General features: G+C 24.0%; 29 protein-coding genes. 13 read left to right on the forward strand and 16 right to left on the reverse strand.

Translation table 4 applies throughout. The features are described 5' to 3' along the window. Positions 1–41 precede the first annotated feature (41 nt). Genes ACJA29_RS02005 through ACJA29_RS02030 form a run of 6 tightly spaced genes read right to left on the reverse strand, consistent with a single transcriptional unit; the run spans position 42 to position 4,153 of the window. Positions 42–464, reverse strand: a complete 423-nt coding sequence (locus ACJA29_RS02005; protein WP_406602954.1) for an iron-sulfur cluster assembly scaffold protein — start codon at positions 462–464, stop codon at positions 42–44. Beyond that, on the reverse strand, positions 451–1,623 hold the full coding sequence (locus ACJA29_RS02010; RefSeq protein WP_406602955.1) for an aminotransferase class V-fold PLP-dependent enzyme: 1,173 nt from the start codon (positions 1,621–1,623) through the stop codon (positions 451–453). The genes ACJA29_RS02005 and ACJA29_RS02010 overlap by 14 nt, the downstream gene beginning before the upstream one ends. Further along, on the reverse strand, positions 1,616–2,347 hold the full coding sequence (locus tag ACJA29_RS02015; RefSeq protein WP_406602956.1) for a TlyA family RNA methyltransferase: 732 nt from the start codon (positions 2,345–2,347) through the stop codon (positions 1,616–1,618). The genes ACJA29_RS02010 and ACJA29_RS02015 overlap by 8 nt, the downstream gene beginning before the upstream one ends. 2 nt (positions 2,348–2,349) lie before the next feature. After that, positions 2,350–2,823 carry a hypothetical protein gene (locus ACJA29_RS02020; RefSeq protein ID WP_406602957.1) on the reverse strand — a complete coding sequence of 158 codons (474 nt, stop codon included), beginning with the start codon at positions 2,821–2,823 and terminating at the stop codon, positions 2,350–2,352. Then, on the reverse strand, positions 2,795–3,268 hold the full coding sequence (locus ACJA29_RS02025; protein WP_406602958.1) for a transcription antitermination factor NusB: 474 nt from the start codon (positions 3,266–3,268) through the stop codon (positions 2,795–2,797). Before ACJA29_RS02025 ends, ACJA29_RS02020 begins: the two co-directional genes overlap by 29 nt. A gap of 48 nt (positions 3,269–3,316) precedes the next feature. Further along, positions 3,317–4,153 carry an MAGa7180 family putative nuclease gene (locus ACJA29_RS02030; protein ID WP_406602959.1) on the reverse strand — a complete coding sequence of 279 codons (837 nt, stop codon included), beginning with the start codon at positions 4,151–4,153 and terminating at the stop codon, positions 3,317–3,319. A 79-nt stretch (positions 4,154–4,232) separates the two neighbouring features. On the opposite strand from ACJA29_RS02030, the gene ACJA29_RS02035 reads away from it, so the two are divergent. Together ACJA29_RS02035 and ACJA29_RS02040 are read left to right on the forward strand one after the other, a co-directional pair. After that, positions 4,233–5,459 carry a YitT family protein gene (locus tag ACJA29_RS02035; protein ID WP_406602960.1) on the forward strand — a complete coding sequence of 409 codons (1,227 nt, stop codon included), beginning with the start codon at positions 4,233–4,235 and terminating at the stop codon, positions 5,457–5,459. Positions 5,460–5,507: 48 nt separating this feature from the next. Continuing rightward, the gene (locus ACJA29_RS02040) at positions 5,508–6,620 is read left to right on the forward strand and encodes a YitT family protein (RefSeq protein WP_406602961.1); all 1,113 of its coding nucleotides are present in this window, start codon (positions 5,508–5,510) and stop codon (positions 6,618–6,620) included. Here the strand turns inward: ACJA29_RS02040 and prmC are convergent. Both prmC and prfA read right to left on the reverse strand, forming a co-directional pair. Further along, positions 6,607–7,329 carry a peptide chain release factor N(5)-glutamine methyltransferase gene (gene prmC / locus ACJA29_RS02045; RefSeq protein ID WP_406602253.1) on the reverse strand — a complete coding sequence of 241 codons (723 nt, stop codon included), beginning with the start codon at positions 7,327–7,329 and terminating at the stop codon, positions 6,607–6,609. The genes ACJA29_RS02040 and prmC overlap by 14 nt on opposite strands. A gap of 12 nt (positions 7,330–7,341) precedes the next feature. After that, the gene (prfA, locus tag ACJA29_RS02050) at positions 7,342–8,421 is read right to left on the reverse strand and encodes a peptide chain release factor 1 (protein ID WP_406602254.1); all 1,080 of its coding nucleotides are present in this window, start codon (positions 8,419–8,421) and stop codon (positions 7,342–7,344) included. A gap of 91 nt (positions 8,422–8,512) precedes the next feature. Here prfA and ACJA29_RS02055 point away from each other — a divergent pair, with 91 nt between their 5' ends. Genes ACJA29_RS02055 through ffh form a run of 6 tightly spaced genes read left to right on the forward strand, consistent with a single transcriptional unit; the run spans position 8,513 to position 13,907 of the window. Then, complete coding sequence (locus tag ACJA29_RS02055) at positions 8,513–9,151, forward strand: hypothetical protein (RefSeq protein WP_406602255.1); 639 nt, start codon at positions 8,513–8,515, stop codon at positions 9,149–9,151. Between the two features lie 21 nt (positions 9,152–9,172). Beyond that, positions 9,173–10,144 (forward strand): ribose-phosphate pyrophosphokinase, encoded by a 972-nt coding sequence (locus ACJA29_RS02060; RefSeq protein WP_406602256.1) that lies wholly within the window; start codon positions 9,173–9,175, stop codon positions 10,142–10,144. A gap of 2 nt (positions 10,145–10,146) precedes the next feature. Further along, the gene (rsmG, locus tag ACJA29_RS02065) at positions 10,147–10,836 is read left to right on the forward strand and encodes a 16S rRNA (guanine(527)-N(7))-methyltransferase RsmG (protein ID WP_406602257.1); all 690 of its coding nucleotides are present in this window, start codon (positions 10,147–10,149) and stop codon (positions 10,834–10,836) included. A gap of 11 nt (positions 10,837–10,847) precedes the next feature. Beyond that, a complete protein-coding gene (locus ACJA29_RS02070; protein WP_406602258.1) occupies positions 10,848–12,068 on the forward strand; it encodes a Y-family DNA polymerase in 1,221 nt (406 codons plus the stop codon). After that, entirely contained in the window at positions 12,061–12,552 is a 492-nt protein-coding gene (locus ACJA29_RS02075; RefSeq protein WP_406602259.1) for a metallophosphoesterase family protein, read from the forward strand. The genes ACJA29_RS02070 and ACJA29_RS02075 overlap by 8 nt, the downstream gene beginning before the upstream one ends. A gap of 14 nt (positions 12,553–12,566) precedes the next feature. Beyond that, positions 12,567–13,907 carry a signal recognition particle protein gene (gene ffh, locus ACJA29_RS02080; RefSeq protein ID WP_406602260.1) on the forward strand — a complete coding sequence of 447 codons (1,341 nt, stop codon included), beginning with the start codon at positions 12,567–12,569 and terminating at the stop codon, positions 13,905–13,907. A 44-nt stretch (positions 13,908–13,951) separates the two neighbouring features. On the opposite strand, the gene ACJA29_RS02085 is transcribed toward ffh, so the two are convergent. The 3 genes from ACJA29_RS02085 to ACJA29_RS02095 all read right to left on the reverse strand — a co-directional run bounded on the left by ACJA29_RS02085 (position 13,952) and on the right by ACJA29_RS02095 (position 16,210). Continuing rightward, on the reverse strand, positions 13,952–14,455 hold the full coding sequence (locus ACJA29_RS02085) for a coiled-coil domain-containing protein (RefSeq protein WP_406602261.1): 504 nt from the start codon (positions 14,453–14,455) through the stop codon (positions 13,952–13,954). A gap of 206 nt (positions 14,456–14,661) precedes the next feature. After that, positions 14,662–15,093, reverse strand: coding sequence for an MHO_1590 family protein (locus ACJA29_RS02090; RefSeq protein WP_406602262.1), 432 nt, complete (start codon positions 15,091–15,093; stop codon positions 14,662–14,664). Next, entirely contained in the window at positions 15,065–16,210 is a 1,146-nt protein-coding gene (locus ACJA29_RS02095; protein WP_406602263.1) for an MHO_1580 family protein, read from the reverse strand. The genes ACJA29_RS02090 and ACJA29_RS02095 overlap by 29 nt, the downstream gene beginning before the upstream one ends. A 217-nt stretch (positions 16,211–16,427) precedes the next feature. Here ACJA29_RS02095 and gmk point away from each other — a divergent pair, with 217 nt between their 5' ends. Genes gmk through def form a run of 4 tightly spaced genes read left to right on the forward strand, consistent with a single transcriptional unit; the run spans position 16,428 to position 19,230 of the window. Then, positions 16,428–16,997, forward strand: a complete 570-nt coding sequence (gene gmk / locus ACJA29_RS02100; protein WP_406602264.1) for a guanylate kinase — start codon at positions 16,428–16,430, stop codon at positions 16,995–16,997. A 14-nt stretch (positions 16,998–17,011) separates the two neighbouring features. Continuing rightward, positions 17,012–17,746 carry a PP2C family protein-serine/threonine phosphatase gene (locus ACJA29_RS02105; RefSeq protein WP_406602265.1) on the forward strand — a complete coding sequence of 245 codons (735 nt, stop codon included), beginning with the start codon at positions 17,012–17,014 and terminating at the stop codon, positions 17,744–17,746. A gap of 2 nt (positions 17,747–17,748) precedes the next feature. Continuing rightward, the gene (locus ACJA29_RS02110; protein ID WP_406602266.1) at positions 17,749–18,654 is read left to right on the forward strand and encodes a serine/threonine protein kinase; all 906 of its coding nucleotides are present in this window, start codon (positions 17,749–17,751) and stop codon (positions 18,652–18,654) included. A 9-nt stretch (positions 18,655–18,663) separates the two neighbouring features. After that, positions 18,664–19,230: a peptide deformylase gene (gene def / locus ACJA29_RS02115; RefSeq protein WP_406602267.1), complete on the forward strand. Its 567-nt coding sequence runs from the start codon at positions 18,664–18,666 to the stop codon at positions 19,228–19,230. On the opposite strand, the gene ACJA29_RS02120 is transcribed toward def, so the two are convergent. After that, positions 19,227–19,952, reverse strand: a complete 726-nt coding sequence (locus ACJA29_RS02120; RefSeq protein WP_406602268.1) for a phosphotransferase — start codon at positions 19,950–19,952, stop codon at positions 19,227–19,229. The genes def and ACJA29_RS02120 overlap by 4 nt on opposite strands. A 103-nt stretch (positions 19,953–20,055) precedes the next feature. On the opposite strand from ACJA29_RS02120, the gene ACJA29_RS02125 reads away from it, so the two are divergent. Then, positions 20,056–21,060 carry a formate/nitrite transporter family protein gene (locus tag ACJA29_RS02125; protein WP_406602269.1) on the forward strand — a complete coding sequence of 335 codons (1,005 nt, stop codon included), beginning with the start codon at positions 20,056–20,058 and terminating at the stop codon, positions 21,058–21,060. Positions 21,061–21,093: 33 nt separating this feature from the next. Here ACJA29_RS02125 and metG read toward each other — a convergent pair whose 3' ends face one another. From metG to dnaJ, 4 genes are read right to left on the reverse strand one after another with little or no spacing between them, the layout of a single operon-like run. Then, positions 21,094–22,629: a methionine--tRNA ligase gene (metG, locus tag ACJA29_RS02130; RefSeq protein WP_406602270.1), complete on the reverse strand. Its 1,536-nt coding sequence runs from the start codon at positions 22,627–22,629 to the stop codon at positions 21,094–21,096. A 13-nt stretch (positions 22,630–22,642) separates the two neighbouring features. Continuing rightward, a complete protein-coding gene (gene cmk, locus ACJA29_RS02135; RefSeq protein ID WP_406602271.1) occupies positions 22,643–23,305 on the reverse strand; it encodes a (d)CMP kinase in 663 nt (220 codons plus the stop codon). A gap of 2 nt (positions 23,306–23,307) precedes the next feature. Further along, positions 23,308–23,736, reverse strand: a complete 429-nt coding sequence (locus tag ACJA29_RS02140) for a hypothetical protein (protein ID WP_406602272.1) — start codon at positions 23,734–23,736, stop codon at positions 23,308–23,310. 5 nt (positions 23,737–23,741) lie between these two features. Continuing rightward, the gene (gene dnaJ, locus ACJA29_RS02145; RefSeq protein WP_406602273.1) at positions 23,742–24,881 is read right to left on the reverse strand and encodes a molecular chaperone DnaJ; all 1,140 of its coding nucleotides are present in this window, start codon (positions 24,879–24,881) and stop codon (positions 23,742–23,744) included. Between the last annotated feature and the right edge of the window lie 79 nt (positions 24,882–24,960).

Genomic DNA, 24,960 nt, shown 5'->3' on the forward strand with positions numbered 1-24,960 from the left:
AAGTAAGGCTGTAAAAGCAAAAATTCGTAATAATATACTAGTTATATTAATTTAAAAACTTTACTTATGATTAAAGCACATTCTTTTCGATTTAAATGTTTATTAACATTTTCAAATATTATTAATTTTCCTAAAAATTCTTTTTCATTAGCAATAATATCTTTAGGAAAATTAATTAGTTTTTCATAAATCTCAATTAGTCGATCTTTGTTTTCAAAACCTATTTCCTTAATTCTTTCAATAAATATTTCTGAAGAGGATAAAAAAATAGCACAGCCTTGAGCAACAAATTTTCAATCTTTTTTATCATCATCATAATATAAAGTTATTTCATCAACACAAGTTGAAGAATGAAAATATTTACTATGATATTTTGAATTATCATTTTTTTCTATTCTAGCTCTTGGATTAGTATAATAATCCATAATTATTTTCCTTTTGTCATTTTCACTATATGAAGTCAAGAAAATCCTCCTTATGTTCTAATAAATCGCATAAAACATCAATATCATTGTGATTGTTATAAATATGTAATGATACTCTAATAGTAGGATTATTATGGACATGTTGCAAATATTTAGCACAAAAATAACCACTACGAACATAAACATTTTTATGACCTAAATATGATGATATATCTTGAGCACTAATATTTTTTACTTCAAATAAAATGATAAAATCCTTAGGTTTTGATAACAAAATAACATCTTTAATGTTCTTTAATTTTTCATGTGCATAAATACTTAAATCTTCTAAATATTTTTTCATTGCCTCTTTATCAAGATTTTCATAAAAAACCAAAGCTTCATAAAAACCAAAAATAGCAGATAAATTTAATGTGCCAGCTTCATGTTGAATTATTGATGGTTTTCTTGTCCATTGACCATCTTTGTCAATTTTTTCTACAGTTCCTCCACCATATTTTTTAGATTCTATTTTATTTAACAAATTTTTATTAATACAAAGAACGCCTAATCCTGTTGGACCAAAAAATTTATTAGAACTAAAAGCTATGACATCGAAATATTTTGCATTCACTTCTTCATGACTTATTGCTTGAGCTGCATCATTAATAATTAAAGATTGGTATTCTTTAGCTTTTTTTGATAAATCTTCTATATTAGTTTTTTGTTGAAAATTATTATTAGATTGGGTAAATGCAACAATTTTTGTTTTATCATTAATATCTTTAATTAAATTATCAGAAAAAATAATTTTTGCTTTTGTGATTTTAGAAATTTCTATTCAAGGAATAATATGAGAAGAGTGATTGTATTTAGAAATCAATATCTCATCACCATTATTAATTAAAGGAGCCAATAATTGAGCAATATAATTTAATCCTTCTGTAGTACCTGAATTAAAAATAATTTCATCTTTAGTTGCATTTAAAAGATTTGCTACTTTTTCTCTTGTATCTTCTATTTTGTTATTAACTAAAATTCCTAATTTACTATCACTTGTTCGATTGGAAATAGAATATTTAGTATAAAAATCATTAATTGCATTAATAACAGAATTGGGTTTTTGCACAAGTGCTGAACTATCTAAATAAATTAAATCATTTTGGAGCATCGGGAATTCATTTCTAATAGCAGCAAAATCTTTTATTTTATTATTCATGATTTTCCTTTCTGAATAAAGCAAGATATTCTATATTTTGACTTTTGTTTCCTTTAATTGGGGATTCTATAAAACCTAAAAAGGAAAATTTAATTTTTTGCGCATAATCAATAATATTATCTATTATTTCTTTGTGATATTTTAAATCAACAAAACCTCCCGGAGAAACTAATTCATATTTTGCTTCAAATTGGGGTTTGATTAGAATAACTAGCAAATTATCTTTATTTAAAATATTTTCTTTATTTAAAATATCAAATAAATTTTTACAACTAATAAATGAAACATCACAACACAAAAAATCAATTAATTCATTAAACATCGATTTATTGATATTTTTTAAGTTAGTATTTTCCAAAGAAATTACTTTAGGATTTGTTCTTATTTGAAAATCTAATTGATTAGTCCCTACATCCAGAGCATAAACTTTTTGAGCGTTTTTTGCTAATAGCACCTGGGTAAATCCTCCTGTCGAAGAGCCAACATCCAAGCAAACTTTATCTTGAATTTCTATATTAAAATAGTCAATAGCATGTAATAATTTGTAAGCTCCTCTACTTACTCATTCCTTGTTGGTTTTAATTCTTATATTATCACTAGGTTTTATTTTTGTCGAGCCAATAATAGTAGGAACATCATTTATTAAAACTTTTCCTGACATAATTAAACCATTTGCTACTTTTTTATCAAAGTCCATTGATAATAATTTTTCTAATAATGTCATTATTAAAGAAGATTTAAAACCTTTCTAATATAAATATTAAATTCTAAATCTTTAGTGTTTAAAATAGAATTTATTCAATTATTATAATAATTACTTTTCATTGCATTTAAATCATTGAAATTTTCATAATTATAAAAAGATGTATTTTTAGCAGGATTTTTTTTAAATGTAGCAACACCTCAATTGTAATACATAAATAATCCAAAAGATTTTCAATCACATTGGTTAAAAGGAAATTTAAAAAAAATAGATGAATCATAAAATACTTTTGCTCATATCTTTTGATCATTAATATTTTCGATTAAATTCATTTCTAATTGGTAAAGTTCGTTATCTGAAATTGTAGCATCAAAAATACTAGCAATTTTTGTTATCAAATAAAAACAGTTGCTTGATTTTAGTGCTTTTTTATATAGTTTTAATTGTTTATTTTCTCTTAACATTGACTTAATTTTTCTTTTTTTTGAATTCATCATATTCTTTTCCTATATTATCAATAATTTTATTAATAAATTTATAACTTTTATCATCTGGAATAAAATCCTTAGCAATTTCTACATATTCATTAGAAACAATGCCAATATCAACATTTCATAATTCGCTAGAAGCACATAATAGAATTGCTCTTATCAATGGATCCATTCTTGTTCAAGTTCAATCCAATCTAATAAATTTATTAATCATTTTTACAAATACTTCATAATTTTTTTCTATGTTTGCAAATATTTTCATTTGTTGTTTAAATATTTCATTTCTTTTACTTGTAGTTAAAACATTATAATCAAACATTTCATTCATTAAATCTGATTCAAAGATTTCTTTTTCATTAACTTTTTTATTAAAAAGTTCATAAGTATAAACAACAATGACCATCATTATTCGCATATATCTTCGATTAGAATAAGTTTTATTGTTCAACATTTTAATTATTAATTATAAACTTATTATTTATAAAAGAAATGATTTAGATTATGGTTCATCAATAAATTTGCCTTCTATTTTTCATTTTTCTAATAATTCTAAATATTGTTGTTCATTTTCGCATTTTAGATATGCTATTAAGTCACTATCTTTTTCTTCATCTCAAGCAGGACTATAACCTAATTTAGTATATTTCTTATATCACTCTTTAATAGTATTAATATCATCTAAAACCTGAGCTTCATTTAAAATGTAAGGATAATTTTTTAATTTTCTTTGCTTAATCGGAAATTGATCAGGATTCAAATAATCTTCTTCTTTTAAAAATGCTGCTACAATTCAAAATTTCTTGACTCCCATTAAATATGTATAAATTTGAGCTTGTTTTAAATATCCCGCAGGAATACCAAATTGTTTTCATTGCTCATAATTTTTTTCGCCAGTAGTTTTAATTTCAATAATTATTTTTTGTTCATTAATATATCCATCAGGGATACCACCAATAATTTCATCTTTATCTTCAAAGTAATCAAAATTATATTTTTCAGGTGGAAATTGTTCAATATCAACATTTAAAGTTTCTTTTAATGCGGCCACAACTTTAGGTTCAATTTTAATACCAGCATTTACATATTTTTTATCTAATATTGGCAATGAACATCAAGCTATTCTACAAAAAGCTTGAAATTGTGATTTATATTTATCGACAGCTAGAACATCTCCTACAGATGAACCACCTATTTTTTTAAAACCGAATCGATTTCATAATTTTTTGTTTAATAATTTTTCATGGAATTCTGGATCTAAAATTAATATTTTTTTCTCAAAATCCAAAAAATAATCTTTATTATTATAAAAATGTCTTTTAGGAATATTGTTAATCATAAAATAAATTATATTTATTTTTGAAAAGTGTATAATTATTTTTGATATTTTTTTACAATTACAAATTCAGAGTTTAATTATGCAAACTAATTATCAAAAAGAAGAAATAAAAGAAATCATGAATAATAATGGAAATAAAACAACTTTTTTAGATTTTTTAAAAGCCAACAAAAAGAAAATTCTATTAATTATTTTGGCATCTTTTTTCTTTGCTTTTGGTTCCACTTCATTATTAACAAAAGCTGCTACTATTCAAACGGGTTTATCAGCTATTTCAATGACAATTTCATTGATATTACCTGTTACTAAACCATATTTAAATTTTATTTATTTATTGTTAAATGTTCCTTTAATCATTATTTTTTGAAAAAAAGTTAAAAAACAATATATTTATTCAACACTGATATTTTTATTAACTAATGCTATTTTTGGGTTTTTTATAGGCTTTAATTTTGGTTACTTAATTGATGGAAAAGATGTTAGTTTAGATACTTTAATTACTCAAAATATTTTAATTTTTTGTCCTCCAACTAATTATTATGAAACATTATATGCTCAAGAACACGGACTAAAAAATATAATGACAGTTAATTTGAAAGAATACACAGCTTGATTTGAACAAAAAATGAGTGCCAATGGTAATGCTATAGAAACTATTTCAAATACAATCGAAAACGGAAAAACTCTTGGAGTTCAAAAAGGTTGACCTATTTTTGTTTATACTTTAGCTTCTGTAGGGTTATTAGGAGTAGCAGGAGCAATATCATGAAAATGTGGTGGTTCAACTGGTGGAACAGATATTATTACTTATTATTATTCAACAAAAAAAAGAAAATCAATTGGTTCTTTAACAATGATTGTAGGATCAATTATTGTTGCTGCATCATTAATTGTAATATGATCTCTATCCCAATTTGGACCTTCAGATATTAAAAGCAATATCAATGGATTTGAATCATTATTCAGTTTACAAACTTTATCAACATCTATATATATTGTTTTATATGGAAAAATTGTTAATACTATATATCCAAAATATGAAAAACAAATTATTAAAATTGATACTGTTAATTTAGAATTAATTACTAATTTTTTAAAACAAATTCATTATAACCACCCTTATAAAATACATACATTAACTAGCGGTAGAACAGGACAACCTATTTATTCAATTGAAACCGTTGCTCTTTTATTAGAAACTGAAGATTTAATTAAAAAAATCAAAACTATTGATCCTACAGCTTGAGTATCTAAAGTTGATGTAAAAAAAATATATGGAAATTTTGATTATTCATCTGTTGAATAATTTATTGACAAAATATATTATTAATATAGAATTTTAAATTGATGAATTATGTGAAGAAAAGAAAAAAAAGAAAATAATACTTTGATGATGGAAAACCCGAATTCAATTAAACTACAAAAAAGATTTGATGATAAATATGAAGGTTTTTTTAAATATGTTGGGCAAAATTGAAAAAAAATTTTAATTATTATCTTTTGTTCTATTTTCTATTCTTTTGGTCAAGTTCATTTTATGATTAAAGCTGGTTCAGTATTGGATGGAGTTGAAGCTATATCTGTATCTATGACTTACATCTTGACTGTGTTAAAACCATATTTAACCATTTTATATTTAGCTCTTAATATTCCTTTAATTATTTTTTATTGAAGAAAAGTAAAACGTCATTTTATTATAACAACTTTAATCTTTCTATTTTTCAATGCTTTATTTGGATTTATTTTTGGTATACAACCTGTAGAAGAATTTATTAGTGAAAAAGTTATTGTTATAATGAAAGATGGATGAATGCCTGAGGATCCAAATGGAGATCCAGGAACAACAAAATATGTTGCAGCAGGATGACCGGTATTTATTTATGTTATTTTAGCTGTTGCTTGTTGTTCTCCGGCTGCAGCTGTTGTTTGAAAATTAGGTTCTTCAACAGGGGGGACAGATTTAATAGCTTATTATATTTCTTATAAATACAAAAAACCTGTCGGTTCTTTCTTGATGTTAACTGGAACATTAATGGCTACTATGGGGATACTATTCTTATATTTATCTAAGAAATTTATGCCAATTAATATTAGTCAAAATATCAATGGATTTAATAACATACTTGGTTGTCAAACATTTGGTACTTATTTATATATATTATTAAATGGTTTTGTAATTAATTCTATTTATCCTAAATATCAAAAAGTTAGAATTAAAATTGATACCAGAAATTTAGAAGAAATAACCAATTTTTTTAAATCAATTAATTTTTGACATCCCTATAAAATTGTAAAATCAATTAGTGGATACAATAATAATACAATTTATTCAATAGAATCTATTGTCTTATTATTAGAATCTGATGATATTGCAAAAAAAATAAAAGATTATGTTCCAGATGCTTGAATTTCAGTTGCTCCTATTTCAAGAATATATGGTAGATTTAATTATTCTAGAATTGATTAAAAAATTTATAAGCAAATCTTTTTTTGTTATTAATATCATTAATTACATGATACTTATTATCAATAAATCATTTGTAATTAACAGGATTTATTTCTAAAATTATTAATCCATTTTTATTTAAATATTTGCTTAAATTTTTTTCAATTTGATAATAAAAAAACATTCCTTCTTCTTGAGCAAATAAGGCTTTTTGAGGTTCATATTTTAAAACTGACTTAGTCATATTTTTTTTATCATTTTTTAATAAATAAGGCGGATTAGAAATAATGACATCAAATTTTTGGTAAATATTATGAAACATATTAGATTTAATAACATTATTTTTTAAATTATTAATTTTTAAATTAATTAATGTTTGTTTAATTGCAGCATTGCTAATATCCGATTGAAGAATATTTAATGATGGAAATGCTTTTTTTAGAGCAATACCAATAAAACCTGAACCACAACATAAATCTAAAATATTATGATATTTTCCATTTTCTTTAATTAATTTAATTGCAAGTAAAATTAATTCTTCAGTTTCATATCGAGGGATTAATACTTTTTTATTAACCTTAATTTTGACATTAGCCATTTCTATATATCCAATAATCTTTTGGATTGGATAATCTCTTCATAATTTATATTTTTCTCTAAAAGATATAGTTTCTTTTAAGTTATATCTTCTTTTTTCTAATAATAATATTTCATATTTATTCTTATTCATTATTTAAATATTTTATACAAGTCCTGCCTCTTTAATTTTTTCAGTTTGTTCTTCAGCTAATAAAGCTTCAATAATATTATTTAATTTTCCATCTACAACACTTTTTAAAGAACATGAATAACTTATTCTATGATCAGTTACCCGATCTTGAGGATAATTATATGTTCTTATTTTTTCACTTCTTGCTCCTGAACCAGCTAATTTTCTAAAAGAACTTTCTTGTTCTTTTATTTTTTTCATTTCTAAATCATATAGCTTAATTTTTAATAATTTTAAAGCTAATTCACGATTTGCAATTTGACTTCTCCCTTCTTGTGATGAAGATACAATTCCTGTTGGAATGTGAGTAATTCTCACAGCCGAATCTGTTGTATTAACGGATTGTCCACCTGCTCCTGATGAACGGAAAGTATCAATTTTTAAGTCTGTATCTTTTACTTCAACTTCAATATTGTCATCTATTTCTGGTAATACAGTTACAGTAGCTGTGGAAGTATGAATTCTTCCTTGAGTCTCTGTAGTAGGAACTCTTTGTACTCTATGAACTCCAGATTCAAATTTTAATTTAGAATAAACATTTTCCCCATGAATGGAAAAAGTTATTAATGAAAAGCCACCACTATTAGCTGGAGAAGAATCGATAATTTTTACTTTTCAATTATTAGATTCTGAGTACTTGCAATAAATCTTATAAAGATCTCCTGCAAAGATATTGGCTTCATCCCCTCCTGCTGCTCCTCGAATTTCAATAATTACATCTTTATCATCATTTTCATCTTTAGGTAATAATAAAAGTTTTAATTCGTGTTCTAAAGTTTCTAAAGCTTTTTCACTATTAATAATTTCTGCTTTTGCCATTGAAACAATTTCTTCATCTTTTTCATTTAGAAGCAACTTAGAATCTGTTATATTTTGCTTTAAATTCAAATATTGATCAAAAGCTACAACAATATCTTTAATACTATTGGCTTCTTTTGTCAATTTTGTGTATTGTTTAATATTAGACAAAACTTCATCTTTTTTAAGATCTTCTAATATTTCTTGATATTTTTTTTTAATTTCTCAAAGAGAATCTTCTAATGCCTTTTCCATGTAAAAATATTTTACTAAATTACTACCAAATATATATCAACTATAATATAATTTTATATACTACAATGTTTAACGAATTTGAAGGAGGAATATGCCATATATTATTAAGGATATAAAAGGAACTGAAATACAAAAAGGTGTTGTAGTTAACGATAAAAAAGAAAAAGATAGTGATAATTTTGAATTAGAAAACAGTGAAGGAAAAGGAATTACATATGAAGAAGTTATGAAAATTAAATCTTCATATTCTCATTTAAATTCTTTTAATAATTTAAATTATTTAAATGACAATGAAAGAGTTCGTTTAATTAAAGGAATTGCTGATGTTGATCAATTTTATCAAAACATCTGAGAAAGAACATTAATTGAATTAATGTTTATTACTAATTACTATATGTCTTTAATTTCAAATTTGAATTCTTTTGAGCAAATTTATAAAAGTGGAACTAAATTTGAATATTGATTCTCAAATAACGTTAGATATACAATGCTAGAAAAAATTAAAGAATTCTATATTAAAACTTCAAAAGCATATGCAGAATTTTCTCCAATTGATATTTATGAACAAGATGTTGAACATAATGCTAAAGAAATCATTTTAAAAATTGATAATTTCCATTTAAAAGATGTTGAGCATTTGTTAGCAACTAGATGAAATGAAACTCTAACAGAATTTATAGAGTGAAATCAAAAACAAGAAGCAAAAAGAAAAACAATGATTTTTGATTAATTTATAATTAAGATAGAAAATATGTCATTAAGAAATCATAAAGATAAAAGTATTCTATTTGGTTTAGAAAATCAAAGAGAATTAGCTCAAAAAGTAGCAAATAACTTAAAAATTAAAGTTTCAAATATAAGTAAAACCATTTTTTCAGATGGCGAAATGTTAGTTAAATCTAGTGAAACTGTTAGAAATAAAAAAGTTTATGTTATTTGTAGTTTATGTTCCCATGATTCTATTATTGAATTACTATTATTTATTGATTCTTTAAAAAGAGCATCAGCAGGAAATATAGTTGTTATTTCAACATATATGAGTTATTCTCGTCAAGATCGTAAAGCATCACAAAGAGAACCTATTGGAGCTAAATTAATTGCTCGCCTTTTAGAAACATCAGGAGTAAACAAATTAATAACTTTTGATTTACACAATCCTTCTATTCAAGGTTTTTATGACATTCCTGTAGATGATTTAAGATGAATGTATCCACTTACTCAATCTTTATTAAAAGAAGAAAAGAAAATGAAATTTACAATTGTTTCTCCAGATCATGGGGGAGCTGTAAGAGCAAGAAGATTGGCTGAATTAATTACTAAAGAAATTAAAATTGCAATTGTAGATAAAAGAAGAACGGGTCCTAATGTTTCAGAGATTGTCGGATTACTAGGTGATGTAAAAGACAAAAATTGTATTATTTATGATGATATTATTGACACAGGTGGAACAATTATTAAAGCAGCTAATTATTTAAAAGAAAAAGGTGCTAAAAAAATTTATATAGCAGCTACTCATGGATTATTCTCAAAAGGATTTGATATTTTTGAAAAAGCTGAATCAGTAGATTTGGTGTGTGTTTCTGACTCTATTCCAACAGTTAAAAATATTAAATCTAAAAAATTAAAAATAATCTCTTTAGAAAATATGATTTCAAAAGCAATTGATGTTGATTGAAATTCAGAATCAATGTCTAGATTGTTTGAAACAAAAAAAATTAAATAATAATGAAAAAATGAGAAGCAAAAGTTTTTGATTGTATTAAAAATGAAAATACATATAACAAAATTAAAAAATATGTTGATTTAATTTTGCAAGAAAACAAAAAATATAATTTAACTGGATTTGATGAAGAAAAAATATGATTAGATGGGATTTATCAATCTATATTTTTATTAAATAATTTTATAAATTACAATAACAATCAACATTTGTTAGATATAGGAGCTGGAGCTGGATTTCCTTCTTTACCTTTTTATCTTTTCCAAGAAGAGAAAATGAAATTAACAATATGTGAACCTCTTCTTAAAAGAGCAAAATTTCTTAATTTAGTAAAAAAAGAATTGAATTTACAAAACTTAACTATTATTAATAAAAGATTAGAAGACACTAATTGAGAAGAAAAGTTTGACTTTATTTGTGCTCGTGCAGTTATGGATTTGAGAAAATTAATAGAAATTTCTTCAAAATGTGGAAAAATCAATTGTCAATATATTTTTTTAAAATCTAAAAATGTGCATCAGGAAATTAATGATGCTAAAACAATAATAGATAAATTAAATATTAAAGATTTAAAAGTGGAAACAATTGATTTACAAGATGATAAAGAACATAATGTGGTTATTTATACAAAGCAAAATAAAACACCACAAAACTTTCCTAGAAAATGACATGAAATAGTAAAAAATAAGTTATAAAATATTTGTAAATGAGAAATAAAGTTATATTTCATATAGATGTAGATTCTTTTTTTGTAGCTGCCGAAACATGATTAAGACCCGAATTGAAAGATAAAGATGTTGCTATTAGCAAAAAGAGAGCAAAATCTGTTGTTTGTGCTTTATCATATTCTGCCAAAGAAAAAGGTGCTAAGGTTCCTATGAAATTATATGAAGTACAAAAATTTTGTCCCAATATTATAGTGATTGAACCTAATCATAATTTATATGAAAAACTATCTCGTAAAATTTATTTATTATTAAAAAAATATAGCATTAAAATTGAAATTGGTTCTATTGATGAATGATATTTAGATGTAACTCATTTAATGAATAAATATTCCAATCCTAGAGATTTGGCTTTAGTTATTCAAAAAAATATTTTAAAAAAATTAAACATTACAGTATCTATTGGTATTTCCTATAATAAATTTTTAGCAAAAATTTCAACAGATTTAAATAAACCATTTGGAATAACCATTACCGAAAAAGAAGATATTCCTAAAAATATATGGCCTTTACCTATTGATAAATATATTGGAATTGGTAAATCTTTATCAGCTAAATTAAAATCAATTAATATTTTAACAATAGAAGATTTAGCCAAAGTAAATGGTAATAAAAAAATATTATTAAAGGAAATCCTAAAAAATAAATTAGATCAATATATTGATAATGCAAATGGTAATAATTATTTTGATGATGTAGATTTTAATAAAAAATATTATTCTCAAAGTTCAATAGGTCATCAAGTGACATTTGAAAATAATTATTTAATTGATCTTGATTTAATATATAAAAACTTAAAAAAAATCACAATGCAAGTTTTAGATATTGCTAATCGAAGAAATCTAGTTGCCCAAGGGATATCAATTACTATTAAATATGCAAATAAAGCCATTTTTTCAACATCTACAACAATTAAAAATAATTCAAATACTTTTGAAGATTTATTTTTAATTGTTACTCAATTATTCAATAATTATTGAAATGATAAACCAATATTAATGCTAGGTGTTTCTTTGTTTAATCTAACAAATATTTACACTTATAAATATCAATCTTCATTATTTGATAATAATTTAAATAATAATTATGTCAATAAACAAAATAATCAAATTGTTGACATAATCAATGAAGTTAATTATAAAATTAAAAAAGATAATTTATTACTTTTAAAAGATTTTAAAAATGGAGCTAAAAATGAGTAAAAAAACTACTATTCTTGTCATGTCTGATACCCATGGAAACAATGAAATCATTGATTATTTAATTAATAATATAGAACATGACTATTCAGTAATAGCTGGTGATTTTGAAACTAATGATTCTTTTATCTTAAATCACATTAATTATATTGTTAGAGGGAATAATGATTGGGATTCGTCATTTGCAGATGATCTTGATTTTGAAATTGATGGAATCAAATTCCATTTAGAACATGGTCATTTAACAGGTAATTATTTTCAATTAGATAATTATGAATACATGCACAAAAAGCTAATAAAAAGTAAATGTGATATTTTTATTCATGGTCATACTCATATTCCAAAAATTTTTGAATATGAAGAAGGGATTGTGATTAATCCAGGGTCTACTACTTTTCCTAGAGGTGGTTCTAATTGTTCATATGCTATAATAACAATTAATAAAGATAAAAGTGTTGAATGTAATATCTATGACATTAAAAAATAATTAAAGGAAGTATAATGTTTGATTTTATTGGTTCTAGAATGCAAAAAGCAATTGCTAAAGCAAATAAAAAAACTCAATTAAAAGAAGAGGATATTTTAGAAATTACTAGAGATATTAGATTAGCTTTATTAGAAGCTGATGTTAATTTGATTGTTGTTAAAAATTTTATTAATTCTATTAAAGAGCAAATTATTGGTCAAGAACTAATGAAACAATTAAATCCAGGACAACAAGTTGTAAAAATCGTTCATGAAGAATTAGTTCATATTCTAGGTGATAAACCTAAAGAAATAAATATTAATAAAAAACCTTTTACTATTATGATGACTGGATTGCAAGGAGGTGGAAAAACCACAACGGTTGCTAAATTAGCAGCTTATTATCGTAAAAAATATAAGCTAGAAAAAATTTTATTAGTGGCAGCCGATGTTTATCGTCCTGCAGCTATTGATCAATTAATAACACTTGCAAAACAAATTGATGTCGATTATTTTACAATCAAGAATGAACAAAATGTTGATTTAATTGTAAAAGAAGCAATTGACAAAGCACATCAAGAAAAATATGAATTAGTAATTATTGATACTGCAGGAAGATTGTCAATAGATGAAAATCTAATGGATGAGTTAAAAAGAATTAAAAATATTGTCAAACCAAATGAAATATTTTTTATTGCTGATGCTTTATCAGGACAAGATATTATTAATGTTGCCAAAACATTTAATGACACTATTTCAGTAACAGGCTCAATTATTACTAAATTAGATTCTAATGCTCGTGGCGGGGCTGCTTTATCAATATGTTATTTATTGAAAATCCCTATTGTTTTCATAGGTACTGGAGAAAAAGTATCTAATTTAGATTTATTTTATCCTGACAGAATGGCAGATAGAATTTTAGGTATGGGTGATGTTTTATCATTAATTGAAAAAGCAGAAGAAGTTATTGATGAAAAAAAATCTAAAAAAATGTTAAACAAAATGTTCCAAGGAAAATTTGATTTAGATGATCTTTTAGACAATTTAAAACAAGTAAAGAAACTAGGATCAATTAGAAAAATATTAAAATTTTTACCAGGTAATTTAAAAATTGATGAAGATAAAGCAGAGCAGGCTGATGAAAAATTAAAATTATATGAAATATTAATTTCTTCTATGACTCTTGAAGAAAGAAAAGATCCTAAATTATTAAAAAATGCTTCTAGAAAAAATAGAATTATTAAAGGTAGTGGTCGTAGTTTAAAAGAATATAATCAACTTGTAAATGAGTTTGAAATGATGCAAAAAAGATTAAAAGAATTTTCTAATAAAACAAAAAACGGTAAATTTGATCCATCAATGTTTGGTATTGAATAATTAATAATAAAATTTGATATAGATTATTAAAATTTAACTAAAAATTATATTTTTTTATTCTTTGTTTTGAATAGTGATAATTCCTCTTGATGAAATGATTCAAGAACAGATATTCTGGATTTTATTTCTTTTATATCTATTTCGATTTTATCCACTCTATTTTCTAAATTGTCCATTCTCTTTTCAAGATTGTCCATTCTATTTTCAAGATTGTCCATTCTCTTTTCAAGATTATCCATTCTCTTTTCAAGATTATCCATTCTCTTTTCAAGATTATCCATTCTCTTTTCAAGATTATCCATTCTCTTTTCAAGATTGTCCATTCTCTTTTCAAGATTGTCTATTCTTGATTCGATAGTATTAATCTTATTTACAATTAAATCTAGCTTGCTTAATATTAAATCATCTTTGGTTTTTTTAGACACTATCCTTTTATCTCCTGTTACCAAAATTTTATATGATTTTTCATTGTCTTCTAATAATTCGTATTCTGATTTTTTAGATAAAGACATATAAGCTTTAAATTCTTTGTTTGATAATCTTTTCATTAAAACTCCATTTTTTAAATTAATTAACTTGTACATTCGGTAATTTATAATCAATTAAATCATTGCTTGATTATTCAATTAATTTTATTTTTTGTAATAACAATTCAAAACATTTTGATCATTAAAAGTAATTCAAATTTAATTCATTTTATATATGAAATAAATAAAAGTGAAGCAGAGACATCTACCTCACTTTTCTAAACATATTACAAAGCATTTGTAATATTAAAAGAATAAATTTTGCTCAAAAAAATATCGCCATAAGTTCATCGAAAATGAAAATCTATCATTTGATTAGATAAAATATCTACGTAAAATTCTATTAATCCAGATGAGGATGATACTCTCGTAATTACATCATTAATAACTTTCATAATAAATTTATCACCTATAACTGGTTTTGATTTATCATCAAATTCAACATAATCATAATAGTCTTCAGAATATAATTGAGGAAAAAAATCATTAGCACCAATAAAGTTGTCTTCATAATTTGAATCACCAATTATAGGTAAATTATTTATATCATTGACATTAGAACAAGATACTGATGAAACTACAACTATCACAAATGAATAAATCGCAACTAACAAATTTATAACTCTTTTTTTAATAATAATCCTTTTGATTTTTATCAATTAATCATTTTTTAAACTCAACAAATGTGAAATTATACTTTTTAGATTCATTCATAAGTTCTAAAGATATGGGAATTCATTCTCAATTAGGGGAATAAGAGGAAGAACTTTCTAAGTAAATTTTTATTAATCCTTCATTATCTTTAAAATATGGCTTTTCAAAATATTCTTCTCAAGCTATATCAAAATCTAAATTATTAATTTTTAATTTTACTAAAGGGAAAAATGTTCCTGAAAATTCAAATGGTGGTAAGTATCCTGGATTTGAATTTAATCCAAAACCTTTAATAGTCATCTTTTTATTCAAATCATAATAAGTATTTTGCATAATTTTTACCAATAACCCTGACTCTTCATTTTCTAAATAAGAAGAAAAAGATGATGTTGATGAGGAAGATATTGGTAAATTTTCTAATGAAATAAGTTGGATAACATTTGAATTAAACATTTCACTTAAACTAGTTTCTATTCTTAAAATATCATTGTTTCAAAAACCTTGCTTGATTTTACAAGGACTAAATTTAATATCATTATATGTGGATGTAATATTGTCTGAGTTAATGTTTATTCCATTTTGAAACTTTAATATCAAAGATTTTTCTTGCTGAATATAGAAATCTTGTTTATAATTATTATAGTAAGGATTTAAAGCTATACCGATAACTCTAGAAAATTCATTATTTTTTAAAGTTATTTGTATAGTTTTTATTTTATTAATATCTGTTAATAAATCTGAAATGCTTAAAGAATTAATATTTAATTGATAACTAGAATTAACAAAATCCAAATTAGGTTTTAAAGTTTTTTCAATATCATTATTAAATTTAAAAGATATTTCATTGATATTGTTGCTATTAAACATAAATTTAAAAGCAAATAAATTAGTTCTATTATCTCATACTAACCCAATGTTATAGGTGTTAAAAATGCTTTGATTTCATAAATCTATATCTGCAGTTATATCTTTATTGTTATGATCAAAATAATAAGATTTAATTTGATATCCTTTTTGAATTTCATAAACATCTAAATTTTCATCTGTTATTGATTTATTTAATTTATGTTCTAATATACTATTTTCCTTATTTGATGATAGATAAAAATTTTTCTGAAACATAATCTCCTTTTAGTTTGTACCCAAATAAATTGTTATCATATTGAATTTCTTTATGTCATATCTACTCCTTCCATATCAATATGCGAAAAATGTTCTAAAATAACTAAATTTTTCAAAAAAATTTTAAAAAAGTCATAAATACACCATTTTTCCACGTTCTTCAATGTGGAAAATATGTTAAAAAATGAAACAAAGTATTAAAATTATTATTTAAGATATGTCCAAAATAATATTAATTATAGGACCTTCCGGTGTTGGGAAGGGCACAATTGAAAAAGAATTATTTAAAGATGAAAATTTAAATTTATCATTTTCAATTTCAATGACAACAAGAAAAAAAAGAGATAATGAAATTGATGGTGTTCATTATTATTTCACTGATAAAAAACATTTTTTTGATTTAATTGATCAAAATGCTTTTTTAGAATATAGCAATCATTTTGATAATTGGTATGGAACTTTGGTATCAGAAGTTGAGAATAAATTAAATCAAAACAAAAATGTTTTAATTGAAGTAGAAACCAATGGAGCAGTAAATATTATTAACAGATTGAAAAAAGAAAACAAGGAAGACAAATTAATTTCTATATTTATAGTTCCACCATCATTAGAAGAATTAGAGAGAAGAATTAGAGAAAGAAATTCAGATTCAGAAGAGCAAATTAGCAAAAGATTAGCAAGAGCTAAAGTAGAACTAGAATACAAATTATATTTCAAACATATTATTAAAAATGATAATATTAATATAGCAATAAATGAAATTAAGAGATTAATAGAAAAAGGTTAAAAGAAGAGGGAAAAATGAAATATGTCGTTGAAACCAATATTGGTGTTGTAAGAGACGAAAATCAAGATAAAGCAAATGTATTTGAAAATGATTATGTTCTTGTAGCTGTTCTTTGTGATGGAATGGGAGGACATTTTGGCGGATCTCTTGCTTCTTCAATAACTATTGAAACATTTAAAAATAGAATGAATTATTTAAAATCAAATAATGACAATATTTATGAATGATTTAAAGAAACAATAAAACAAGCTAAACAAAATATGATTAATGAAGCTGGTGAAGACGAAAACAAAAAAGATATGGGGACCACTGTAACCTCTGCTATTGTTTTTAAAGAAACAAAAAAAATTGTAATCTTTAATATAGGTGATTCAAGAACATATATTTTTGATGGACAACTTCATCAAATTACTATTGATCATAATTTGATGAATTACTATATCAAAAATGAGGGGATATCTGAATTTGAAGCTGCTAAAATGCCTGGAGCTGCTGCTCTTACATCTGCTTTAGGTCCTTCAAAGAAAACAAATATAGAAGCATTTAATATAGATGATAATACTTCTCCAAATAAAAGAGTCTTAATCTTAACATCGGATGGAATTCATGATTATATAGATAAACCTAAGTTTGAGATTATTATGTCGCAAAAAGATACTATCGAGGAAAAAGCAAATATATTAATTTCTGAAGCTATCAAAGGTCATTCTTCTGATAACTTAACTATTGTAATTGTGGAGGTGGAATAATTATGTCAAGTTCAAATGTTAATCTTCCTGAAAAATATGTTATTAAAAAAGAAATAGGTTCAGGTGGTATGGCAAGAGTTTTTCTTGCAGAAGATAAAGAATTAGGTAAATATGTTGCTGTTAAAGTATTAAATTTAGATTCAACAAGTCCTACTTCAAATCAACAAAGATTTAAAGAAGAAATGAGATTAGTGCAATATATTAAATCGCCTTATATCGTAAGATTTTATGAAGGTAAGTATGATAAAAATATCAAATACTTAGCAATGGAATATGTTCAAGGGAAAATGTTGAAAGAAATCATAGAAATTCAAGGTAGATTACAACCAGAACGTGCTGTTGACTATGCGATTCAAATTGCTAAAGGATTTGCCGAAATTCATGCTCAAAATATTGTGCATCGTGATTTAAAAACATCAAATGTAATGATTACTAATACTGGACAAGTAAAAATTATTGATTTTGGAATTGCAATTGGTTCAGATACTACAAGATTTACACAAACTGGAAAATTAATTGGTTCTGTTCATTATTTAGCTCCTGAATTAATTGATAAACAAGAAGCTTCTCCTCAATCAGACATTTATGCTTTAGGAATTATTTTATATGAAATGTTAATAGGTCACCCACCTCATAGAGGAAAAACACCTTTAGAAACTGCTTTAAAACATAGAACAGATACTATCACACAAGTAAATAAAATATATCCTAACATTCCACAAGCTTTAGCTAATGTTGTAACTAAAGCAACTGCAAAAAATAAAAACTTGCGTTATCAATCTATGAGACAATTAGAAGCTGATTTATCTGATTGTTTATCACAAAGAAGAGCAACTGAAAAACCAATAATATTAGATGAAAAAGATAATAGTTCAAAAAGATTTAGTCTATTTAGTAGAAGAAAGTAAAATTAATTAATGAATCATAAAAAAGAAGAATACGAAATAAATATCGTTCAATTACCTAATAAAATATTAAGAGAAAAATCTCAAGATGTTGCTTTACCATTAAGTGATGAAGATATTTTATTAGCTAAAAAAATGATTTATCATGTTGAAGATAGCATTAAACCTAAATCAAAATTTAGGCCAGCAGTTGGTGTTGCGGCTATTCAATATGGAATTCCCAAAAATATGTTTTATATTTACATTGAAGATCAAAATCATAATGTAATATTTAGAGATCTATTAATTAATCCTAAAGTTATTTCAAAATCAGAAAATCTTGTTGCATTAAAGCAAGGCGAAGGATGCTTAAGTGTAAATGAATCTGAACCTAATCAAGAAGGATATGTAAAAAGAAGTTACCGGATTATTGTTGAAGGTTATTCTTACTTTGAAAAAAAAGTTGTAAGACATGACAAATCTAATTATGTAGCTATTGTTTTACAACACGAATTAGATCATTTAGAAGGAAAATTATTTATTGATCATATTGATAAAAAACATCCTTGAAAAAAAACAGATAACTTGTTTATTATTTAATCAATTCATTTTTCATATTTAGTTTCTAATCTTTTAATTAATTTTTCTGCCGGAAAAGGCAAAGTATCTTGAGAATATAATCATAAAATGGTAATATAATTTACTAGAATTTTATGATAATTCAATAATTTTAAATCATAATCTTGATATAAATCTAAAAAGAATTTTTCTAAATCTTCATTAAATTCATATGCTTCAATAATATAAGCTAATTCATAATGAATATCTCCCATATGGGAATATTCTCAATCTATAATAAATAATTTACCATCACTTTTTCTTTTAAGGATATTTGTTCGATATAAATCTCCATGAATAGGTTTTGTAGTATCAATTACTTTTAAGATATTATTAATTTTTTTATATAACTTATCAATAATAGGGATATGAATATTTTTATCTTTTAATATATTACGATAAACAGTTATTCTTCTTCTAACATTGCTTTTAGTAAACTTGACATTAGAATTGTGTAAAGTTTTTAAAATAATAGATAATTCCTTTAAATCTTCTTTTGTAGGATTATCTAAACTATTGCCTTCAATTCATTCCCAACTTGAATATTGATCATTGTCTTCATAAAGTTTAGGAACAAAATCAAATTTAGCTAATTGTTGGTAATTTGTTTTATGATTAAATTCATTTTTTATTTTTTCTTGAAAAAATGTATTATCTTTTTTATAAGAAATATTTGTATAACCAATAGGAATTTTTATTTTCATTTATAAAATATTTTAATTGTTTTAATAAATATTTTTTAAATTATTTATTTAGTATTATAATTTTTGCTTATAACAATAAATTTAAAAGAAAGAAGATAAAAAAATGAAAGATTATAAAGCAAATTTTAGAAATGGTATAGAATATGCTACTCATAAATTAGATTCTTCTTGATTCAAGATGATTTTACTAGGAGCTTTAGGTTCTATTTATGTTGGTATGGCATATATGATATTCATTGTTATCATTGGATCATGACCTGATACAGTACAAAATTGACAGTTTGACCAAACAACAGGAGATGTAATAAACTCATTCCATATCAATATTTCAGGAGCCGCTTTATTTGTGGCTGCTGCATTATTCCCAGTAGGTATTATTTTAATTGTCTTTTTAGGAGGGTCTTTATTTACTTCTGATAACTTGACAATGCTTGCTTGAATTACAAAGCAAAAACATCATACAGGAGAAGATATTAAATTTAAAAAAATATTCGTTAAATGAATATATACATTATTAGGTAATGTTTTAGGAGCTCTAGTTATTGGTGGTATATGTCGTGCATCTAATTTCTTCGCCAACGAAAATTACCAATTAGTTTTAGGATATTTTGTTGGTAAAAAAATATCAATGGTATGATACTTTACAATTGCTTCAGGTTTCCTATGTAACATTTTAGTTGCAGGATCAGTATGAGCATCATTAGCTGCAAGTCATTCAACAGCAAAATTCTTATTAATTTATTTCCCAATTTGAATGTTTGCAATTTCAGGGTTCCAACACGTTGTGGCAAATGGAATTTTATTCTCAATGGGATTATTCTACATGATTGAACCAACAGAAAAAGAAAATATTTTAATGGGTGTAAATTATGCAATTAATCATGATTTATTTACTACAATCAAAACACAAACTGAATTAACTAACTTTATGAATTCAAGTTCATGAATCAATATGGCTTCTACAATGTTTAGATGTGTTGTAACTAATATGTTACCTGCTGCCTTAGGAAATTGATTATCAGGTTCTCTATTCTTGCCATATACTTATTACTACTTATCTGGATATTATAAAGAAATGAAAAAAAATAAAATACATAACCAAATATAAATTTAAATTATTAAAGTAAGAAAACTAAAAATATTATTTTCTTGGAAAAATTATTTCAGATTTATTAACTAAAATTTGATCAAATTTTTCCATTTTTTTTATCTCTTCAAAAGATAAAGAGGGCACATTTAAAGCATTTTGTATTTTTTTAGCATGGTTAGGCATAACAGGTTCTAACATTACAGCTATTGTATAAATTCCATTTAATAAAATATTTAAAACAATTGCTAAACGATCTAAGTTATTTGTCAATTTTCATGGAGTAGTTAAATCAATATATTTATTTAAATCTCTTGCTAATTCAATCATTGCATCAAAAGCTAAATTAATATTATATTGATCAAAATGATTAATATATAAATCAAAATGATGATTAATACTTTTGATAATAAATAAATCATGTTCTTCATTAGTTTCTTTAAATTTAATACTTTGAGAAAAATTTTTATGAATCATAGCTAGAGTTCTGGATACTAAATTACCAATAGTATTTACTAAATCACTATTATATGTTTGTAAAATGAATTCTTTTTCAAAAACATTATCATTTTCAATGCTCATTTTTGCTGCAAAATAATACTTAATAATTTCAGGATCAAAATCTTTTAATAAATCTAAAGGATTGATAACATTACCTTTTGATTTTGACATTTTACCTTCTGAAGTAATAATTCAACCATGAGCTAATATTTTAGATGGTAATCTTAGATTTAATGAGTGTAAAAAAATTGGTCAATAAATACAATGGAATCTTGTTATTTCTTTACCTACAACATGAACAATTTCATCTCCTTCTTTTCAATACTTAATATAATTTTTACTATTTTGAGTATAACCTAAAGCTGAAATGTAATTAAATAATGCATCTAATCATACATAAACAACATGTTTAGGATCAGAAGGAATTGGAATACCTCATGAAAATGAAATCCTTGTAATTGATAAATCATTTAAATCATGTTCTAAAAAATTATTTTTTAGCTCTTTCATAATTTTTTGTCCCACAATAAAATCTGGATTTATCTCAAAAAATTCACTAATTCATTTAGTAAAATCTTTCATTTTAAAAAAATATGATTCTTCTTCAATAACTTCTAATTGATGATTACTAATTGGATGATAAAAATTATTATCTTTTTTTATTGCTTGTGTTTCTGGTATAAATTCTTCATCTTCAACAGAATACAAACCTTTATAAAGGCCTTTATAAATTAATTTTTTTTCTAACATTTCATTAAAAATTTTAATAATACATTCTTTATGTTCGTTATTTGTGGTTCTAGAAAAAAAATCATAATCAATTTGATATGAATTTCATAAATCAATAAATTTACTAGTTTGCATATCAACATAATCTTGATTATTCATTTTTAATTCTTTAGCTTTTTTTTCTATTTTTTGACCATGTTCATCGCTTCCAGTTAAAAACTTAACATCATAATTCATTTTTGTTTTGTAATTTTTTATTACTCAAGCAAGATTAGTTGAAAATAAATGCCCAATGTGTAATGAACCAGAAGGATAATATATTGGTGTTGTAATATAAAAAGTTTTTTTATTTTTATTCATATATAAAATAAAATTATATTATTTCTTTGGCTAGTTCTACAATATTTTGAATAACTTCTTCTAACGTTAAATAAGAAGTATCAATAGCAATTGCTTCTGGAACTTTAATTAAAGGGGTAGCATCTCTTTCACTATCTCTTTTATCTCTTTCAATAATATTTTTTAAAACATCTGCTTCATTAGCATTTATTCCTTTAGCTAATAATTGTTCTACCCTTCTTTTGGTTCTAATTTCATTATTTGCTTCTAAAAATATTTTTAATTCTGCATCTTTTAAAACGACTGAACCGATATCTCTACCTTCCATCACTATACCAGGATTATTTTTGGCAATTAATTGTTGTTTATGAACACAAAATTCTCTTACTTTAGGTAATTTTGCCACTTTTGATGCTATTAATGATATTTGATCACTTCATAGCTTATTTGTAATATCTACACCATTTAATTCTATTTTCTCATTTGGCAAAAGATTTAAATCTATTTCTTTTAATGATTCAATGATTTTTTGTTCATTTTCTAAATCAATATTATGATTTAAGCAATAATATCCTATTGCTCGATACATTAGTCCTGTATTAATAAAAACAAGATCTAATCTTTTAGCTATTTCTTTAGCAACACTACTTTTACCAACTCCAGAAGGACCATCAATTGCAATATTAATTTTTTTCATATTTATTTTTCCTTGTTTTCCATAATATTAATTTGATTTATTTTTAAATCTGTAGTTTCTTGATTTGTTAAACTTTCCAAATTATTTTCATCAGTAATAAATTCACGAAAATTTAATTTAATAGTTGAATCATTGCTATGAGAATTGAAATCTGAAATGTTTGTTTCAGAAATCATCTCATTTTTTTCGATTGCATTAATAATTTTATTAATTTCTTTTTGATCATTGATATTTTCACTTTTGTAATACTCATTAACAAATAATTTCTTTTTGTATCCTGATTTAATGAAATTTTCTTTATAATCAAATCCAATTAATTGAAACATGTTTTTTAATTCTGAATTAGAGTTAATAATAGAAAAATCTAAATTTTCATTTGAATCTATTTCTAATCGATATTCTCTTCATTTATTAACTCTTGAATTTTTCATAAATCTTACTTATTATCATTTACTTTCTTTATTCAATCTTTGGCTTCATGATCTTTAACATCACTTAGAATTTCAGCAACTTTTTCACGCTCTTTTTTACTTAATTTAGGCACATAAATTCTTACATGTAATTTTAAATCACCATATTTTTTAGTACCAACAATATTAAATCCTTTACCTTTTAAAGTTAAAATGTCTCCTGAAACTATATCATTAGATAAATTAATAAATTCATTACCATAAGGTGTTGGCACCTCTACTTTAGCAGAATTCATAATATCAATAAATGAAACTAAAAAATCAACATGAATATTATTTTGCTCTCTTACATAATATTTATGTGGTTCTATTAAGATATAAATTAATAAATCTCCTGAAGGTCCTCCATTAACTCCAGGTCCTCCAAAACCTTGAACTACAATTTCTTGACCATTTTTAATTCCAGCAGGAATTTTAATTTTAGTCATAACATTTTTAGAAACATATCTTTGCCCTTTACATGTTGAACATTTATGTTTAATTATTTTTCCAAGACCTTCACATTTATTACAAATTGAAAGTGAATTAACAACTCCAAAAGGTGTTCTTCTATGAATGTTAACTTGACCTCTACCTTGACATTGATCACAAGTAATTTCACTATTTTTATCTTCAGCACCACTACCTTGACAGTGAGGACAAATTTCATATTTAGTTAATTTTTGTTCTATTGTTTTACCTAAAACAGATTCAATAAATGTTATTTTTAATTTTGATTGAATTGTTTGTCCTTTTCTAGGTTTATTATTAAATGCTCGGGCATTTGCTCTCTCATGAGAACCACCAAAAAAAGAACTAAAAATATCTCCTAAATCGACACCACCAAATCCAGCTGCAAATCCTTCAAATGGGTTTCCTGAACCGAATCCGCCTGCATTAGGATCTAAACCACTATGACCAAATTGATCATATCTTGCTCTTTTATCACTATCTGATAAAACTTCATAAGCTTCATTAATCTCTTTAAATTTTTCCTCAGCATCAGCTGATTTGTTAATATCAGGATGATATTTTTTAGCTAAAGAACGATATGATTTTTTAATTTCATCAATAGTTGCATTTTTATTTAAACCTAAAACTTCATAATAATCTCTTTTACTGCTCATATGCTTATTATTTTAACATAAAATAATTTTATTAGCACACTAAGAGTATGATTGATAAAAAAGCTAAAAAATACTTTAT

The sequence above is a fragment of the Metamycoplasma sualvi genome (assembly GCF_045276925.1).
Lineage (GTDB): Bacteria > Bacillota_I > Bacilli_A > Mycoplasmatales > Metamycoplasmataceae > UBA710.